The 16,442-nt window shown below is 69.0% G+C and carries 14 protein-coding genes; 2 read left to right on the top strand and 12 right to left on the bottom strand.

What is annotated here, in order from left to right:
• Positions 1-13: 13 nt before the first annotated feature.
• The 8 genes from ACFVWL_RS08315 to ACFVWL_RS08280 all read right to left on the bottom strand — a co-directional run bounded on the left by ACFVWL_RS08315 (position 14) and on the right by ACFVWL_RS08280 (position 7,272).
• Positions 14-1,282 (bottom strand): hypothetical protein, encoded by a 1,269-nt coding sequence (locus ACFVWL_RS08315; RefSeq protein ID WP_387181002.1) that lies wholly within the window; start codon positions 1,280-1,282, stop codon positions 14-16.
• Between the two features lie 125 nt (positions 1,283-1,407).
• Positions 1,408-2,277 carry a 3-methyl-2-oxobutanoate hydroxymethyltransferase gene (panB, locus tag ACFVWL_RS08310; RefSeq protein ID WP_387181000.1) on the bottom strand — a complete coding sequence of 290 codons (870 nt, stop codon included), beginning with the start codon at positions 2,275-2,277 and terminating at the stop codon, positions 1,408-1,410.
• Positions 2,274-3,158 (bottom strand): pantoate--beta-alanine ligase, encoded by an 885-nt coding sequence (gene panC, locus ACFVWL_RS08305; RefSeq protein WP_387180998.1) that lies wholly within the window; start codon positions 3,156-3,158, stop codon positions 2,274-2,276. The genes panB and panC overlap by 4 nt, the downstream gene beginning before the upstream one ends.
• Positions 3,155-3,946 carry a DUF2520 domain-containing protein gene (locus ACFVWL_RS08300; RefSeq protein ID WP_387180996.1) on the bottom strand — a complete coding sequence of 264 codons (792 nt, stop codon included), beginning with the start codon at positions 3,944-3,946 and terminating at the stop codon, positions 3,155-3,157. The genes panC and ACFVWL_RS08300 overlap by 4 nt, the downstream gene beginning before the upstream one ends.
• Positions 3,947-4,162: 216 nt before the next feature.
• A complete protein-coding gene (locus ACFVWL_RS08295; RefSeq protein WP_387180993.1) occupies positions 4,163-5,593 on the bottom strand; it encodes a DHA2 family efflux MFS transporter permease subunit in 1,431 nt (476 codons plus the stop codon).
• Between the two features lie 120 nt (positions 5,594-5,713).
• Entirely contained in the window at positions 5,714-6,280 is a 567-nt protein-coding gene (locus ACFVWL_RS08290) for a TetR/AcrR family transcriptional regulator (RefSeq protein ID WP_387180990.1), read from the bottom strand.
• A 91-nt stretch (positions 6,281-6,371) separates the two neighbouring features.
• Positions 6,372-6,899 (bottom strand): hypothetical protein, encoded by a 528-nt coding sequence (locus ACFVWL_RS08285; RefSeq protein WP_387180988.1) that lies wholly within the window; start codon positions 6,897-6,899, stop codon positions 6,372-6,374.
• Between the two features lie 73 nt (positions 6,900-6,972).
• Positions 6,973-7,272: an ArsR/SmtB family transcription factor gene (locus tag ACFVWL_RS08280; RefSeq protein WP_387180986.1), complete on the bottom strand. Its 300-nt coding sequence runs from the start codon at positions 7,270-7,272 to the stop codon at positions 6,973-6,975.
• Between the two features lie 82 nt (positions 7,273-7,354).
• Between ACFVWL_RS08280 and ACFVWL_RS08275 the strand changes: the two genes are divergently transcribed.
• A complete protein-coding gene (locus tag ACFVWL_RS08275; protein ID WP_387180983.1) occupies positions 7,355-8,587 on the top strand; it encodes an MFS transporter in 1,233 nt (410 codons plus the stop codon).
• A 16-nt stretch (positions 8,588-8,603) separates the two neighbouring features.
• Here the strand turns inward: ACFVWL_RS08275 and hutI are convergent, their stop codons facing one another.
• The 3 genes from hutI to hutH are packed head-to-tail and all read right to left on the bottom strand — an operon-like array spanning position 8,604 to position 13,053.
• The gene (hutI, locus tag ACFVWL_RS08270) at positions 8,604-9,767 is read right to left on the bottom strand and encodes an imidazolonepropionase (protein WP_387180980.1); all 1,164 of its coding nucleotides are present in this window, start codon (positions 9,765-9,767) and stop codon (positions 8,604-8,606) included.
• Between the two features lie 12 nt (positions 9,768-9,779).
• The gene (gene hutU / locus ACFVWL_RS08265; protein WP_387180977.1) at positions 9,780-11,519 is read right to left on the bottom strand and encodes a urocanate hydratase; all 1,740 of its coding nucleotides are present in this window, start codon (positions 11,517-11,519) and stop codon (positions 9,780-9,782) included.
• Positions 11,512-13,053: a histidine ammonia-lyase gene (hutH, locus tag ACFVWL_RS08260; protein WP_387180974.1), complete on the bottom strand. Its 1,542-nt coding sequence runs from the start codon at positions 13,051-13,053 to the stop codon at positions 11,512-11,514. Before hutH ends, hutU begins: the two co-directional genes overlap by 8 nt.
• An 88-nt stretch (positions 13,054-13,141) precedes the next feature.
• On the opposite strand from hutH, the gene ACFVWL_RS08255 reads away from it, so the two are divergent.
• Positions 13,142-13,879: an IclR family transcriptional regulator gene (locus ACFVWL_RS08255; RefSeq protein ID WP_387183573.1), complete on the top strand. Its 738-nt coding sequence runs from the start codon at positions 13,142-13,144 to the stop codon at positions 13,877-13,879.
• 4 nt (positions 13,880-13,883) lie between these two features.
• Here ACFVWL_RS08255 and ACFVWL_RS08250 read toward each other — a convergent pair whose 3' ends face one another.
• On the bottom strand, positions 13,884-16,199 hold the full coding sequence (locus ACFVWL_RS08250) for a DUF2510 domain-containing protein (protein ID WP_387180971.1): 2,316 nt from the start codon (positions 16,197-16,199) through the stop codon (positions 13,884-13,886).
• Positions 16,200-16,442: the final 243 nt, after the last annotated feature.

The raw sequence follows: 16,442 nt of genomic DNA, 5'->3' as shown, positions 1-16,442 counted from the left end.
CGCAGCAGCGAGGTCATCGCAGCGCCGCGCGCGCGACGGCGCGCATCGCCGGGGTGATCGATCCGAACTCTGCCGGCGACGACAGCGCGCAGAGGCTCTCGACTACCCGCTGCACGGCATACCGCTCCCCACTCCCGCGGCGCGCGCCGCTCTCCCGATGCGAACGCAGCGACCACTCGGAGGACCTCGCCCCGCCACCGCGCCCCTCTGCTACCGCGGCCTCACCGCGCTCGACGACCTCCGGGAGCTCGTCGAAGGCTGCGGCCGACCCATCGGCGACAGCCAACAGGGCGAGGGTGACCTTGCGCGGCTGACCACTGGGGATCAGCCCCTCACGCCCGATCGCTCGCACGACGTCGATGATCCGGCGGAACGCGCGCACGTCCCCGCTCGCCAGCGCATGCCCGAGGTGCGTGACCACCACGCGACCGCGCAGCCGGCGCACCGCCTTCGTCCGTCGCGCGACCACCACCAGGGCCTCGACGGGATCGGGGAGGTCGGGGGTCGCGTCGGACCAGTCGAGGGCGTCCACGGCTTCGGAGACGACCGCGCGGGGCAGCCACCCGTCCGACGGATCCTGTTCGACGCCGTCAGAGCCGATTCGCGCGACGAGCATCCGAAGTCCCGCCGTCGCCGACTCCGCGGTCGCCCCATCTACGGTCGCCGCATCCACGATCTCCGCATCCGGCACTCCGGCGTCGATCAGCCCCGTTTTTTCAAGGTGCGCGAGAAGGGCCAGTCGACGGACCGGGGGCAGTGACTCGCACAGCGCGGCGAGCGGGGAGAAGGAGTGCAGGCCATCGCCGAACCTTCCCACAGTCATCGAGTCGAGACGCGGCTGCACCAGACCGAAGCGCTGCGCGAGTTCGAACGCCACATGCTCCGCCCGGAACGGTGGGCGCTGCACCTGCCAACCCGCTGTCGCGAATCTCTCGTCGCTCGGGTCGCCGCCCGCTTCGACGACAGCGACCCGTGGATCGCCCATCGTGGTCTGGAACGGCCCCCTGATCGTCACGTCGACCGCTTCGGCGACACCGGGAATCGACACCTGCTGCTTCTCGCACCGCCAGGGCACGAGATCGATGAGCGGTGGCGGATCAGCTCCCTCTTCGGGCTCGGGCCCTTCGGGTTCGAGTCCGAGACTCAGGCGGTACGCCTCGACGACCCAGTAGGAGGGGGCGTCGCGCGGCACGCCGATGACCCGTGTGAGCTCCGGCCGCTCGGCCACCGACATCTCGACGTGAAGTGCCCACGTGACGTGGACGTGCTCTGAGAGGTTCATCCGGGCAACGCTAGATCGCCACTGAGCCCGCCTCCCGCCACTGAATCACGAACTGTCGAGAAGTCCTCGAGCGGTCTGGCAGTGCAGGAGAGATACGACCACGACGAGTCATTGGACCTCGTGATCTAGCGCCTCGCGAGCAGCTCCTGGAGGCGCGTGGCCTCCCCCTCCGTCATGGAGTATCCGTGCTCGGGCGCAGGGTAGACGCCACCGCGCACCTCGACCGCATAGTCCTCGACGCCCCTGATCGCGGCAGTGCGCAGCTCGGCATAGCGCTTGACGAATTTGGCGGCACCGCCGTCGTAGAGACCGAGCAGGTCGTGGAACACGAGCACCTGTCCGTCGGCCTCGGCTCCGGCTCCGATGCCGATCACGGGGATGTCGAGCAACGGCACGAGGGCGGCGGTCACCTCGGAGGGAACGGCCTCGACCACGAGCATCGAGCACCCGGCATCCTGCAGCGCCAGAGCGTCGTCGATCACGGCGAGCGCGGCCTCGGCGGTGCGCCCCTGTGCACGGTAGCCCCCGAGCGCGGTAGCCGTCTGCGGGGTGAGGCCGACGTGCCCGACGACGGGGATCCCCGCCTGCACGAGTGCCCGCGCGCGATCGACCGTCGTCCCTCCGCGCTCGATCTTCACCAGGTCGCAGCCGGCTTCCTTGATGAAGCGCTGCGCGGTCGCGATGGCGAGTTCGTCCGAGGCCTCGTACGACCCGAAGGGCAGGTCGCCGACGAGCAACGGGGCAGCGAGTCCGCGCCGCACGGCCTTCGTCAGCATGAGCATCTCGTCGGTCGTGACCGGCACCGTGCTGTCGTAGCCGAGCACGGTCATCGCCGCGGAGTCCCCCACGAGCACGACATCGACGCCGGCCGCCTCGACGATCTGCGCACTCGGATGGTCGTAGGCGGTGACCATGACGATAGGCTCGCCTGCTGCCTTCTTCGCGGCGAGAGCGGCGAGGGTGATGCGCGTGCGGGGAGCGACATGTGCGCTCATGCGCTGACCTCCGTGTCGGTGGGGTCCGAGGCGTCGGCGACGCGCAAGACGTGGTTGTCGATCAGACGGGCGGCACCGACGTGGGCGGCGACCGCAAGGAGGGCATCCCGGTCGACGCGGGCGAGGGGGCGCAGCGTCTCGGCGTCGCGGAGTTCGAGGTATTCCGGGTCGATCCCGGCGTCACCGAGCACGTCACGCGCGGCGGTCAGGATGCTCCCAGCGCTGAGGTCCCCCGCCTCGAACACCGCGGAGCCGGCGTCGAGGGCGCGGTTCAGCGCGGTCGCCTGCGCGCGCGCACCCGCATCGAGATAGACGTTGCGCGAGCTCATCGCGAGCCCGTCGACCTCCCGCACGATGGGGCACGGGACAATCTGCACGTCGAGGTCGAGGTCGCGTACGACTCGGCGCACCACGAGCACCTGCTGCGCATCCTTCTGTCCGAAGTAGGCGGTGTCCGGTCGGACGATCCCGAACAGCTTGGTGACGACCGTCGCGACGCCGTCGAAATGGTGCGCCCCACGACTCGCGCCGTCGAGAACATCGGTCAGACCCGCGACGTGGATGTTCGTCGCAAAACCGTCGGGGTAGATCTCTGAAGGGGAGGGGGCGAAGAGGATGTCGACGCCCTCGGCTTCGGCGAGCGCAGCATCTCGCGCCTCATCGCGAGGGTAGGCGCTGAGGTCTTCGTTCGCGCCGAACTGGGTCGGGTTGACGAAGAGCGAGACGACGACGAAGTCGGACTCTCGGCGCGCAGCCTTCATGAGCGACAGGTGACCGTCATGGAATGCACCCATCGTGGGCACGAGGCCGACCGTCTTGCTCTCGGCCCTGGCGTCGCGGACCGCGGCCCGGACCTCGGGAATCGTGCGGAGGATCCTCATGCGTGCGACTCCTCGGTTGCGGCGGTGGCGTGTGCGGTGGAGGGGTGTGCGGCGGCGGGACGGGCGGCGATCGTACGGGTAGCTGCGGCGAGCGCGTCGAACAGATCGTCGAGGTCGAGTTCTCCGGCAGCCGCCCGTTGACGTGCGACGGTCGCCTCATCTCCGCGGGCGATGGGTCCGGTCAGAACAGCGGCAGCGCCGCTCGTCGCCCAGTTCTCGACCGCCTGTCGCACCAACGGGGCGAGGAGTGCCCGTGCTTCGTCATGGGCGATGCCCGCCGCCGAGGCCAGGCCTTCCGCCGCATCCAGGACCGTGAGGACGAAGTTCGAGGCGAAGGACGCGGCCGCGTGATAGCTCGCGCGGTGTGCGTCGTCGACCTCGAACGGACGCGCACCGACGGCGACGGCGAGCTGTTCCGCGACCTCGCGGGCTGCGGGCGTGCGGCCGGCGATCGCGGCACCGATGCCGCGGAACACCTCGGGCCCTTCCGTGCCGGTGAAGGTCTGCAGCGGATGGAGGCTGAAGTCCACGTCCGTGAGCGGAGTCGCGCCGGAGACGTGCCCGAGGAGGTGCGCATGCGGACGGGCGGCGACGGCAGCATCCGGGATCGCCGCATCCGGCAGGCAGAGCAGGACGATGTCTGCATCCGGGATCCGTTCATGGCGTCCGACCGGGCCGAGCACCTCGATCTCGGCGGACCTGAGGGCCCGCCCGAGCACACGTCCGAGACGGCCGGCGCCGACGATGGCGATGGTCGTTCCTGGCGCGAGAGAAGAGGTTGGTTGCATGTCGATTCCCCACCGGATGACACGGTTCGGGTGCCAGAAGTATCCGCCCGGCGTGGCACCCGATCCAAATCGGGCCACAGATCGCATGCCGAATCGCGGTTCAACCTTGGCAATTAGACAGTGTTTGTGGAGATCATATTGCTATTCTGCTTTCCCGCAGAAGCGGCAAGCCCCTGGGCACGCGCGCGGCCCCAGGGGCATCCGTCGCCGTCGAACTCAGTCCCGAGCCCAGACCGCGACGATCGCCGCCCCGAGAACCGCCAGCCCCGCCGCTCCGAGGAAGAGCCAGGAGAAGCCGCCGGTGAGGGCGACCGCGGAAGAAGCTCCGTCCGCCGCAAGTGCAGCGGTGCGCAACCCCGCGACTGTGCCGAGCACGGCGAGCCCCACTGCTCCACCGATCTGCTGACTCGTGTTGATCAGGCCGCCGGCGAGCCCGGCCTCTCCCCCGTCGACGCCGTCGACGGCGAGCTGGGTCGTCGCCACCACTGCGCCGCCCAGCCCGACGCCGATCAGGAGGGTCGGTCCGAGCAGCTGCGCGAAGAACTGCGCGTCGGATGGAGCGGCGGCGAGCCAGGTGAGCCCTCCGGCGAGGACGAGCAGAGACCCCGCCAGCACCGGCCGGGCGCCGAGGCGTGCGATGAGGGCGGCAGCGCCGCCGGCGACGAGCACGAGAACGCCGGCGAGAGGCAGCTGTGAGAGACCCGCGGTGAGAGCGTCGTAGCCGAGCACGGCCTGCATGTAGACGGAGAGGGCGAAGAAGAGGGCGACCATCGCGGCACCGCCGAGCACCATCACGATGTTGCCGAGAGCGAGGTTGCGGTTGCGGAACACCGACAGCGGAACGAGAGGCTCCGGGCTGCGGCGTTCGATCACCACGAAGGCGGCACCGAGCAGCAGTGCCGCCACGAGGAGCACGAGGGGCAGCGGATGCACGAAGCCGAGCTGCTCGACCGCGCTGAGAGCACCGACCAGCGCGACCAGCGCCGCCGTGACCGTGATGGCACCCGCGGCATCGAGACGCCCGGGAGCACGCACACCATCGCGGGTGACGAGGATCGGGATCGCGATCAACACGAGCGCGCCGACCGGCACGTTGACGAAGAACACCGACTGCCAGCCGAGAGTCGCGGTGAGCACTCCGCCGAGCAGCACACCGGCTGCCGACCCGATGCCCGCGACGGCGCCCCACACACCGAGAGCCTTGGTGCGTTCCTCGTCGTTCGGGAACAGGTGGGCCAGCAGCGCCAGTGCGGCGGGGGCGAGGAGTGCGGCCGAGACACCCTGCAGCGCACGGGCGCCGAGCAGCATCTCGCTCGAGAAGGACAGGCCGGCGAGCGCGGATGCGGCAACGAAGCCGGCGGTCCCGATCAGGAAGATGCGGCGGTGCCCGTAGCGGTCTGCGAGGCGCCCGCCGAGAAGGAGCAGACCGCCGAACGCCAGCACGTAGGCGGTGATCACCCAGGCGAGGGCGGTGGTGTCCATCCCGAGCTGTTGGCCGAGCACGGGGAGGGCGATGTTCACGATCGAGGCGTCGAGCACGACGAGGAACTGCGCGAGGGCGAGGATGCTGAGGGCGAGCCAGCGACGAGAACTGCGCGCTGCGGCGCCAGGGCCGGCCGCGGTGGTCGTGGGAGTGAGAGTGGTCATGAGGTGCTCCTGTTCTTATTCGGGGTTCTTGTTCGGAGTTCGTGTCCGGATTCCTCTCAAATGAGTGATTGCTCACTCACTCTTGAGGGCATGCAAAGTGGGATCCGCTCTGGCGTCGGATCAGCCGGGGTGCGCGATCCCCTTCGTGAGCAGGGCGACCCATTCCCCGGGGCGCCCGTCGAGCTGGGTGGTGACGATCAAGTGACAGAGCTGTCCATAGGCGATGAACCGCTGCACATCGTCGTCGTCCGCTCGCGAACGGGTCTTCGCGAATGTCGTGACACGCTCGAGCCCGGCACGAAGCGCCTCGCCGATCGAGGGGATCTCGGCCACCGACTGCGCGTGCACCTGCAGCATGAGCAGCTTCCGGTCGGAGATGAGGTGCGCGTACGCATCCCCCATCGCGTCGAGGATGCCCTCGGGCGAAGTGTCACCCGCTGCGTCCGCCCCCTCTTCCAGTGCGGCGACGATCGCTTCGAAGCACGCTTCCAGCGCGACGACGAACAGCGCCTCCTTGCCGGAGTAGAGCTTGAACACGTAAGCCGGCGAGATCTTGGCCTCGCGTGCGACGTCGGCGACGGTGGTGCCGTGATACCCGCCGCGCGCGAACGCCGCCAGCGCCGCCGCGGCCACGAGGGGCTTGCGGGCGTCTGCCGTGGAGAGGATCGAACTGCGCGTGGCGGACATATGAGTGACTGTACACTCACTCTTCGTGAAGGACAAGCACTGAGTGCTCAGGCGCGAAAACGGCAGCGTCGCCCCTCCCCTGCGCCGACCGTCACGAACAGAAGTCGTCAGCGAAACGCTCGAACTCCTCGCGACTCACGATCGGGTCGTCGGACGAATCCCAGATGTCGGATGCAAACATCCCGATGGGCGTGAACACTTCACCAGGCCGCACGCCCGCCAGCTCACTCGCTCCGAACTGACCCGAGACCGCGTTCTCCCCGTCGTCGCCGTAGGCCGTCAAGAGGAAGAGCACATCCGAGCCGAGGGTTCTCTCCCGAAACGGCATGGCGAGTTCGGCATCGCCCACGATCGGCGCAGGCATCGGGTATTCCCTGGCCTTGACGTTTCGCCACCCGTTGTCCTCTGGCTGAGATCCGAGTTCAGAGTCTGGAGGGAACGAGTTGATGGCTCGCAGGTTGAGGAGATTGACAGACCCATGACAGAGGCGCACGAGCACTTCGAGGGAGCCGTCCTCCTGCCGGAGCAGACCGAGAGTTCCGGTTGCGCCCGGGGTGCACGCCGTGAGCGCGAGCAGCGGCGCGAGGAGCAGCACCGCAGCGACGTGCCGAGTTTTCATGAAGGCACACTATCCGCCCGCACACGCGACGACCGCGAACGTATCTCAAACGTGACGGCGGGATCCGCGAGGCCTACAGCACCGAGTCGAGCAACCCGGGGAAGAGCGTGTCAAGGTCATCGCGCCGCAGGGTCAGCATCCGGCGACGCCCGTTCGGCTCGTTGCGGATGACGCCCGCTTCGCGCAGCACCTTCATGAAGTGCGACTTGGTCGACTTCGGGAGGTTGGGGTCGGTGGCGTGGCAGGCAGCCATGTCGAGGGGCCCGTCGGCGAGCTGGCGCGCGATCGCGAGGCGCTCGGGGTCGCTGAGCGCGAAGAGCACGTCAGTGAGCTGGATCTCGGAGCGCTCGGGGTGCGGAAGATCGCCAGGCATAGTTCGAGAATAGTTGAACAATCGACGGATGGCGAGTACGCTCCGATAGTTCGATGATTCTCGAACCGTATGAGGAGGCGCCATGACCACGACAGAGCCGATCGTCGCCGTCCCCCCGCGGACGACCACCCCGACGACCGCCCCGCGGGCGCGCGCCCGGTTCGGGTTCGTCCTGGCGATCGTCGCGCAGATCCTGATGATGGTCGGTGCGAGTGCTCCGTCGCCGTTCTACCCGGTGCTCGCACAGGAGATCGGCTTCGACGCGATCGTGATCAGTGCGGTGTTCGCCGTCTACGCGGTGGCGCTGCTGCTCACCCTCCTCACCGCCGGCTCGCTCTCGGATCACGTCGGCCGCCGCCCGGTCGTGATCGCGGGGTTCCTGCTGCTCGCCGGAAGCATGTTCTTGTTCTGGCATGCGGATGCTGTGGCGATGCTGTTCCTCGCCCGGATCCTGCAAGGCGTTGCGAGCGGCCTGCTCATCTCGGCATTGTCGGCCACGGTGCTCGACTTCGCGCCGGGCGGACGGGCGGGGGTCGCCGCCCTGTGGAACGCTCTCAGCCCGGGGATCGGCCTCGCGCTCGGGGCACTCGCCTCGGGGGTGATGCTCGATGTCAGCGGTGAGGCCCTGCTCGATGTGTTCGCACCGCTGAGCTCGGCCTACATCGTGCTCGCAGCCCTCTTCTTCCTCGTTCCGGAGACTGCACCCCGCAAGCCCGGCGTCTGGGCATCGCTGAGCTTCCGCCTGTCGATCCCGTCCGCGATTCGGGCCGACTTCTGGCGCGGCGCTCCGGCCGTGATCGCGGGGTGGGCGACGGGCGGGCTGTTCCTGTCGCTCGGGGCGAACATCGTGCGAGGCGAGCTCGGCGGCGAGGCGCACGTCTGGCAAGGGCTCGGTGTCGTGCTGCTCGCCGGGGTCGGGGCCGTGACGGCGTTCACGCTCCGGATGATCGCGGCCCGGTCGATGGTGCTGTTCGGCACGTCGGCACTGGCGGTCGGAACCCTGCTGTCCTTGATCGCGCTCAGCCTCGGTTCGCTGCCGTTCTACCTCGTCGCGGCGGCCGTGACCGGGATGGGATTCGGTACGGCGTTCTCCGGTGTGGTCGCTTCTCTCGCCCCGCGGATCCCGGCGACGCAGCGGGCCGACACCTTCGCCGTGATCTACCTGCTGGCGTACCTCGCGTTCGGGGTGCCGGCGGTCGTCGCGGGCACGCTCGTCGGAGTCGTCGGCCTCGAAGCGGTGTGCGTGGGGTACGGGGTCGTCGTGATCGCCCTGGCAGGGATCGCGTTCGCGTTGCGTATGCGCCGCGCGGCATAGAAGCTCAGGAGTGGCCTCAGCCGATCGCCGTGCCGTCCTTCCAGACGGTGCGCACGAGAGGCACTCCCGGGCGGTAGGCGAGGTGGATGCGGGTCGGTGCCGCGAGCAGGACGAGATCGGCCTTGGCGCCGGCCGCGATCACGCCGACGTCATCGCGCCGCAGCGCCTTCGCGCCCCCCACGGTCGCCGCCCAGACGGCTTCGGCCGGAGTCATCCCCATGTCGCGCACGGCCACCGCGATGCAGAACGGCATCGACGAGGTGAAGCTCGACCCCGGGTTCGTGTCGCAGGCGAGGGCCACGGTCACTCCCGCGTCGATCAGACGTCGGGCGTTCGGATACGGCTGTCGCGTCGAGAACTCGACCCCCGGCAGCAGGGTGAGCACGGTGTCGGATCCGGCGAGCGCATTGATGTCTGCATCCGTCAGGTATGTGCCGTGGTCGATGGACGCCGCGCCGAGCTCGACGGCCAGACGCACCCCCTCTCCCGGTCCGAGCTGGCTGGCGTGCACGCGAGGTGCGAGTCCGCGCGCGATGCCCGCTTCCAGCACCCGCCGCGACTGCGGCACCGTGAAAGCACCGGTCTCGCAGAAGACATCGATCCACTTCGCGTGCGGCGCACAGGCGTCGAGCATGGGGCCGACCACCAGGTCGACGTACTCGTCCGGACGGTCGGCGTACTCCGCGGGCACGACGTGCGCGCCGAGAAAGGTCACCTCGGGCGTCACCTCTGCGGCCAGGCGCACCAGGCGCTCCTCGTTGGCGACGCTCAGCCCGTAGCCGCTCTTGATCTCGACGGTCGTCGTGCCCTGCGCGAGCATCTCGTCGAGGAAGCCGCGCAGGCGCCCACGCAGCTCGTCGTCGGTCGCGGCGCGGGTGGCGGCGACGGTCGAGCGGATGCCTCCGGCGGCGTACTTCTCCCCCGCCATGCGCGCCTCGAACTCGACGGCACGGTCGCCCCCGAAGACGAGGTGGCTGTGGCTGTCGACGAATCCGGGGATCACCGCGCGACCCCCGGCGTCCACGACCTCATCGGCTTCCGGCGCCTCCGCGGCGGCGCCGACCCACGCGATCCGCTCGCCCTCGATCAGAACCGCGGCATCGGTGAGGGTTCCGGTGATGTCGTCACCCGTGGGGACGTTGGTGGTCAGTTCCGCGATGTTCGTGATGAGCGTCGACATGCCCACACTCTCTCAGAGCATCGGCACGTTCAGGCCGCGCTCGCGCGCCACCTCACGGGCGTGCTCGTATCCGGCGTCGACGTGACGCATCACGCCGGTGCCGGGGTCGTTCGTCAGCACGCGCTCGAGCTTCTCGGCCGCGAGCTCCGTGCCGTCGGCGACGGTGACCTGTCCGGCGTGGATGGAGCGGCCGATGCCGACGCCGCCGCCGTGATGCAGCGACACCCACGACGCACCGGATGCCGTGTTGAGCAGGGCGTTCAGCAGCGGCCAGTCGGCGATCGCGTCGGATCCGTCCTTCATCGCCTCGGTCTCACGATACGGCGATGCGACCGAACCGGAGTCGAGGTGGTCGCGACCGATCACGATCGGGGCCGACAGCTCGCCCGAGGCGACCATCTCGTTGAACTTGAGGCCGGCGAGGTGGCGCTCCTTGTAGCCGAGCCAGCAGATGCGCGCGGGCAGTCCCTCGAAGTGCACCTTCTCGCCGGCTTTCTCCAGCCAGCGGTGCAGGGCGGCGTCTTCGGGGAAGAGCTCGGCGATCGCACGGTCGGTCTTGTAGATGTCTTCGGGGTCGCCGGAGAGCGCTGCCCAACGGAAGGGCCCGCGCCCTTCCTCGAACTGCGGACGGATGTAGGCCGGCACGAATCCGGGGAACTCGAACGCCCGGTCGAAGCCGCCCAGCTTCGCTTCGGCCCGGATCGAGTTGCCGTAGTCGAACACGGCGGCCCCCGCATCCTGGAAAGCCACCATCGCCTCGACGTGCGCGGCCATCGACTCACGAGAGCGGCGCGTGAACTCCTCGGGGTCACGCTCGGCCTCGGCCTTCCAGTCCGCGACGGCGATGCCGAGCGGGAGATAGGCGAGCGGGTCGTGCGCGCTGGTCTGGTCGGTCACGATGTCGATCGGCACATCGCGACGCAGAAGCTCCGGGAACACCTCGGCCGCGTTGCCGACGACACCGACTGAGAGGGCCTCCCCCGCATCCTTGGCGGCGACGACGCGGGCGACGGCCGCATCGAGGTCGGTCGTGTACTCGTCGAGGTAGCCGTGCTCCACGCGCCGGGTGAGACGCGACTCGTCGACATCGACGACCAGCACCACCCCGTCGTTCATGGTCACGGCGAGCGGCTGGGCGCCGCCCATTCCGCCGGCTCCACCCGTGAGAGTCAGCGTTCCACGGAGCGAGTCGCGACCGAGCGAGCGGGCGACCGCGGCGAAGGTCTCGTACGTGCCCTGCAGGATGCCCTGGGTTCCGATGTAGATCCAGGAGCCGGCGGTCATCTGCCCGTACATGATGAGGCCGAGCTCTTCGAGCTTGCGGAACTCCGGCCAGGTTGCCCAATCCCCCACCAGGTTGGAGTTGGCGATGAGCACGCGCGGCGCCCACTCATGCGTGCGGAAGACACCGACCGGCTTGCCCGACTGCACCAGCAGGGTCTCGTCGGGCTCGAGCTCGTCGAGGGTGCGGACGATCGCGTCATACGCCTCCCAGCTGCGGGCGGCCTTGCCCGTGCCGCCGTAGACCACCAGGTCTTCGGGGTGCTCGGCGACCTCGGGGTCGAGGTTGTTCATCAGCATCCGCTTCGCGGCTTCGGCGCCCCAGCTCTTCGCGGTGCGCTGGTTGCCCCGGGCGGCGCGGACGACGCGGGGCCCGGACACGGGAGCGTCGGATGCGGTGGTGTCGGATGCGGTGGTGTCGGATGCGGTGGTGTCGGATGCAGGTGCTTCTGATGCGACGTTCTCAACCATGAGTGTGCTCCTTTGCGATGCGGGCGACGTCGCCCGACTGAACGAGGGCGGTGACGGCTTCCATCTCCGGGGAGAGGAAGCGATCGGGGCCGGGGCCCGCAGCGACGGTGCGGACCAGGTCGCGCACGGCACCCGTCGCGGGTCCCGCCTGCAGCGGGGCGCGCAGGTCGAGGGCGCGGGCGCCGGTGAGGATCTCGATCGCGAGCACACGGCCGAGGCCGTCGATCGCCCGCCGCAGTTTGCGGGCGGCGGCCCATCCCATCGAGACGTGATCCTCCTGCATGGCCGACGACGGGATCGAGTCGACGGATGCCGGCACCGCGAGGCGCTTGAGCTCGGAGACGATTCCGGCGGCCGCGTACTGCGCGATCATGAGGCCGGAGTCGACGCCGACCTCGTCCGCGAGGAACGGCGGGAGTCCGTGGCTACGGGCCGGGTCCAGGGCGCGGTCGGTGCGGCGCTCGGAGACCGAGGCGACGTCGGCGACCGAGATCGCGAGGAAGTCGAGGACGGCCGCAACGGGAGCGCCGTGGAAGTTGCCGTTCGACTCGATGCGTCCGTCGAGGGTGATGACGGGGTTGTCGATGACGCTGGCGAGCTCGCGGCCGGCGATCAGCGCGGCGTGGGCGAGGGTGTCGCGCGCGGCACCGTGCACCTGGGGCGAGCAGCGCAGGGAGTAGGCGTCCTGCACGCGGCCGTCGTCCGGCCCCTTGTGGCTCGCGACCATGGGGGAGTCGCCGAGGAAGGCGCGGAGGTTGGCGGCGGACTCGGCCTGACCCGTCTGCGCACGGAGTGCCATCAGGTCGGCGGCGAACACGGCATCGGTGCCGAGCTGCGACTCGACCGACATGGCCGCGGCGATGTCAGCGGTGAGCAGGAGCGTCTCGAGGTCGTGGAGCGCGAGCACCAGCATGCCCAGCATGCCGTCGGTGCCGTTGATGAGCGCGAGACCCTCCTTCTCGACGAGGGTGAGCGGTTCGATGCCCGCGGCGGCGAGGGCCTCGGCGGCAGGGACCAGCGCGCCGGATGCATCGCGGACGTCTCCTTCGCCCATCGCGGCCAGGGCGATGTGCGCGAGGGGTGCCAGGTCGCCGGAGCAGCCGAGCGATCCGTACTCCCGCACGACGGGGGCGATGCCCTCGTTGAGCAGCGCGGCGTAGGTCTCGACGACGACGGGACGGACGCCGGTGCGCCCGGAGGCGAGGGTCTGCAGTCGCAGGAGCTGGAGTCCGCGGACGACCTCGCGCTCGACCTCGGTGCCGGTGCCCGCGGCGTGCGAGCGGATCAGGCTGGCCTGCAGCTGGAGGCGGCGGTCGGGAGCGATGAACGTGGTCGCGAGGGCGCCGAACCCGGTGGAGACGCCGTAGTGCGGGTTCGGGTCTGCCGCGAGGCCGTCGATCACGCGTCGGGTGTCGGCCACACGAACGAGGGCATCTGCGTCGAGCTGGACGGGAGCGTTGTGGCGGACGACGGCGACGACATCGGCGGGAGACAGCGGAGCCGCTCCGACCAGCACGGGGGCAAGTTCGGTCATGGTTCGATTCCACACCCGACGTGTCGTGAGGGACACCCGTTCGTGCGATGCTGTGTCTGTGATCCCAGACAAGTCCGAGGCGACGCAGGTGCCCGCCGCAGAGAACACGCTCCGTATCCTGAGCTACCTCGCCGGCAGGCCCGCTCCGGTCGCGGCGTCGGCGATCGCCCGCGAGCTCGAGCTGCCGCGGTCGACGGTGTACCACCTGCTCACCACGCTGGCCTCGCACGGGTTCGTGCTGCATCTGCGGGAGGAGCGTCGTTGGGGCCTCGGCACCTCCGCCTTCGAGCTCGCGGGCGGCTATGCCCGACAGCAGCCGCTCGCGCGGAGGGGCAGGCCCTTGGTCGCGGCGCTCACCGACCGGCTGGGGGAGAGCGCGCACCTCGCGGTGATGAGCGGTGGAGATGTGCTCTACATCGTCGAGGAGCGTGCGCCGCGACGACCCGCTCTGGTGACGGATGTGGGTGTGCGGCTTCCGGCACACCTCACGGCTTCAGGCCGGGCGATGCTCGCCGCGCTCCCCCGCGAGCAGGTGCGTGCGCTGTATCCGGATGCGTCGGTCTTCCCCGACCGCACCGGACTCGGTCCGCGCTCGCCCCGGGAACTCCGGGAGCTTCTGCGTGAGGTCCGCGCCCGTGGCTACGCGACGGAGGACAGCGAGGTGGCAGACGGTCTGCGCTCGGTCGGCGCCGCCGTCCGCGATCACGCCGGCTGGCCGGTGGCCGCGGTCGCCGTGACCTGGGCGGGCGACGCCGTGACGGAGGAGCACCTGGTGGACGCCGTGCGCTCGACAGCCGCCGCGCTCGAGGCGCGTCTCGCGCGCTGACGGATCAGGGCGTCGCGTACAGGTGCTGGAACTGCGCCGGGGCCCAGCCGTCTCGTGTCTCGCGCGTGGCGGTGCCGGTGAACTCCGACTCGTTGATCATCAGATACTCCGTGGGGTCGCCGCCGTCGTTCCACGTCGTGTCCACGGCCTTCCACTCTCCGTCGACCTTCACGTGGTTCCAGGCGTGGAGTCCCGCTTCCACTCGGCCGCTCACGTAGACCGAGTCCAGGCCGGCCTTGCGGATGAGGAGGTTGAACGTGTCGGTGTATCCGCCGCAGATGACACTCCCGTCGATCAGACCACCCCGTGCATCGGAGACGCGCATGTCGGCGCCTGGCGTCGCGATGGACAGACCTGCCTCGAGGGCTTGCAGCGCCGCATAGTCGTACTCGATGTTGTCGACGATCCACTGGTTCACAGCGGTCACCTTCTCGGTGTCGGTCATCCCCTCATCGACGACCTCGGCGACGACGTCATCGGCCAGGGCGTCGACCTCTGCACGCACCGCGTCGCGGTCGGCATCGTCCTGCAAGTACGCGACGTAGAGCGCATCCCCATCGGCGAGGTAGGTGTCGACCGACATCTTGACCATCGGGTTCTGCAGCAACGCCTCGATCGCGGCGTCACTGACCGCGGGGTACGCCGAGTTGTCGAGATACGCGGAGATATCGATCGATTCCGACCCCGCGAGCATGTGCTCGGCGATGTAGGTCGTGAACTCGTTGCTGCCGTACACCTCATAGGGAGACTCCGGCACCTCCGAGACGGGATCCATCTTGCGGTAGGTCGCGAGCGACATCGAGTCGTCCGCGACGATCACGCGATCGCCGAGCCGCGGGGCTTCCTGCGTCGCCCGTTGGTTGAACGCCTCCGCGAAGGCTACGGCCTGGGTGTGCCAGTCCGCCTCGGACATCCCGTCGGGCATCACCGAGGTGATCGTGCCGGTGAGCGTGGTTCCGAGCACCGAGTAGGGGAACGAGGCGTAGTGCTCGCCCGTCCCGTCGATGTTCCACTTGTCTTCGTACTTCACCGCGACGGCGCCGGCGTCGATTCGGATCGGCATCTTCATGGTGTTGCCGTTCAGAGTGGTGATCGGATACCACGTCGGCGCCGCGGAGAGATCGCCCGAGTCCGGCGGAAAGAGATCGCGTGCCTGGTTGAGGGCACGGTGCAGTGGATAGGATCCGATGGTCGAGTCCAGGTCCGTGATCACGATCGGTGTGCGCGTGGTCTTATCGGGCGACACGGCGATGACCGAGAGCTTCGACAGCGGCGCGCCGACATAGGAGAACGCTTCTCCGGAGAAGTTGGCATCGTCGACGGAGTCGGATTGGAACAGCTGCAGCTCCCGATTGAGAATGTAGTTGCTCTCGTTCTCCTCACTCGGCGCCGGCTGCCACGATGTCTCCGTCGTCTCGGCGATCACGTCCAGCCGGACGTTCTCCGAGCCCGGCTCTCCGGCGATGGAGGTGAAGTCGGGCACGGTCTTGAGGATCACATAGGTGCTGCCCTCCGGCATGCCCGCAGGCTCTGACCAGGAGAGCCCCACGGTGCCCGGCATGTCCCCGGGGCCCGCACGGAGCTCGATCGGTCCAAGGCCATCCGGCTGCTGCCGCTGACTGGAGGAGACGGTGTGGACGATCGGGACGTCGAGCTTCTTCCCTTCTCGGTCGTACCGCTGGACGATGTAATGCGCGTCCATCTCGGTCCAGTTCGTGAACTCGTTCTCACCCGCGTCCGACACGACGTAGTCGCCGAGGAGGCCGGCAGTCAGATCTGCGACGTCGTTGCTCCACTTGTAGGACTTGCTGTCGCGTGCACTCACGAGGATCCGCGGGTCGGACTCCGTCCAGGTGACGCCGGGAAAGAGAGGGGATGTGGTGAAGTCCTTGTCGATGTACACGTCGACGACCCCGTGGGTGCCGCTGCGCTCGTCCCCGAGGGAAGCGCTGAGAGCGTAGGGATCGACGTCCATGGGGATCTCGAACTTCTCGTCGACGTCGAGATAGGTCGTCGGCGCCCAGGCATAGCCACCCGCTTCCACCGTCGCGCCGGGACCGGCACCCGAGTTGATGCCGTTCACGACAGCGATGCCGCCCACGACCAATGCGACCGCGGCTGCAGCCCCGATGAGCGAGAAGAGCAGTGCGCGACGACGCTTCGGGCGCGGAGTCTCGACATCCGCGTCCGAGCGATGCGCCGGCGCTGGTGCCGTATCGACCGGCCTGTTCGTGTGCTCGGTCCAACGGTGGCCGTCCCACCAGCGGTGGTACCGAGAGTCCTCCGGGTCTGTGTACCAACCGGGCGCAGCGTTGCTCATGACTGTTGTCCCCCCCTGAACGTCACACGTCCCTACCACTCTCACACAGAATGGCCCGGTAGAACGAAAAAAAGCCGCCCCGGGGTCGGGGCGGCTCTTCGTGTGAGGTCTCGTCGTGTGAACGGCGTTGACGTCTCATCGTGTAAATGCAAAATGGCCACCCAACGATGGGTGGCCATTTTGACTAAAAGGAGTCCGGCGGTGTCCTACTCTCCCACAGGGTCCCCCCTGCAGTACCATCGG

It is taken from the genome of Microbacterium sp. NPDC058269, from assembly GCF_042881445.1.
GTDB lineage: Bacteria > Actinomycetota > Actinomycetes > Actinomycetales > Microbacteriaceae > Microbacterium.
The sequence above is the reverse complement of the archived record's forward strand: the minus strand, read 5'-3'. Positions and strand labels throughout refer to the sequence as shown.

Coding starts and splice junctions, on each gene's coding strand:
- hutU (WP_387180977.1), bottom strand. CDS start 11,519: ATGGTTGAGAACGTCGCATCAGAAGCACCTGCATCCGACACCACCGCA.
- ACFVWL_RS08315 (WP_387181002.1), bottom strand. CDS start 1,282: ATGAACCTCTCAGAGCACGTCCACGTCACGTGGGCACTTCACGTCGAG.
- ACFVWL_RS08290 (WP_387180990.1), bottom strand. CDS start 6,280: ATGTCCGCCACGCGCAGTTCGATCCTCTCCACGGCAGACGCCCGCAAG.
- ACFVWL_RS08300 (WP_387180996.1), bottom strand. CDS start 3,946: ATGCAACCAACCTCTTCTCTCGCGCCAGGAACGACCATCGCCATCGTC.
- ACFVWL_RS08295 (WP_387180993.1), bottom strand. CDS start 5,593: ATGACCACTCTCACTCCCACGACCACCGCGGCCGGCCCTGGCGCCGCA.
- ACFVWL_RS08285 (WP_387180988.1), bottom strand. CDS start 6,899: ATGAAAACTCGGCACGTCGCTGCGGTGCTGCTCCTCGCGCCGCTGCTC.
- panC (WP_387180998.1), bottom strand. CDS start 3,158: ATGAGGATCCTCCGCACGATTCCCGAGGTCCGGGCCGCGGTCCGCGAC.
- panB (WP_387181000.1), bottom strand. CDS start 2,277: ATGAGCGCACATGTCGCTCCCCGCACGCGCATCACCCTCGCCGCTCTC.
- ACFVWL_RS08275 (WP_387180983.1), top strand. CDS start 7,355: ATGACCACGACAGAGCCGATCGTCGCCGTCCCCCCGCGGACGACCACC.
- hutH (WP_387180974.1), bottom strand. CDS start 13,053: ATGACCGAACTTGCCCCCGTGCTGGTCGGAGCGGCTCCGCTGTCTCCC.
- hutI (WP_387180980.1), bottom strand. CDS start 9,767: ATGTCGACGCTCATCACGAACATCGCGGAACTGACCACCAACGTCCCC.
- ACFVWL_RS08250 (WP_387180971.1), bottom strand. CDS start 16,199: ATGAGCAACGCTGCGCCCGGTTGGTACACAGACCCGGAGGACTCTCGG.
- ACFVWL_RS08280 (WP_387180986.1), bottom strand. CDS start 7,272: ATGCCTGGCGATCTTCCGCACCCCGAGCGCTCCGAGATCCAGCTCACT.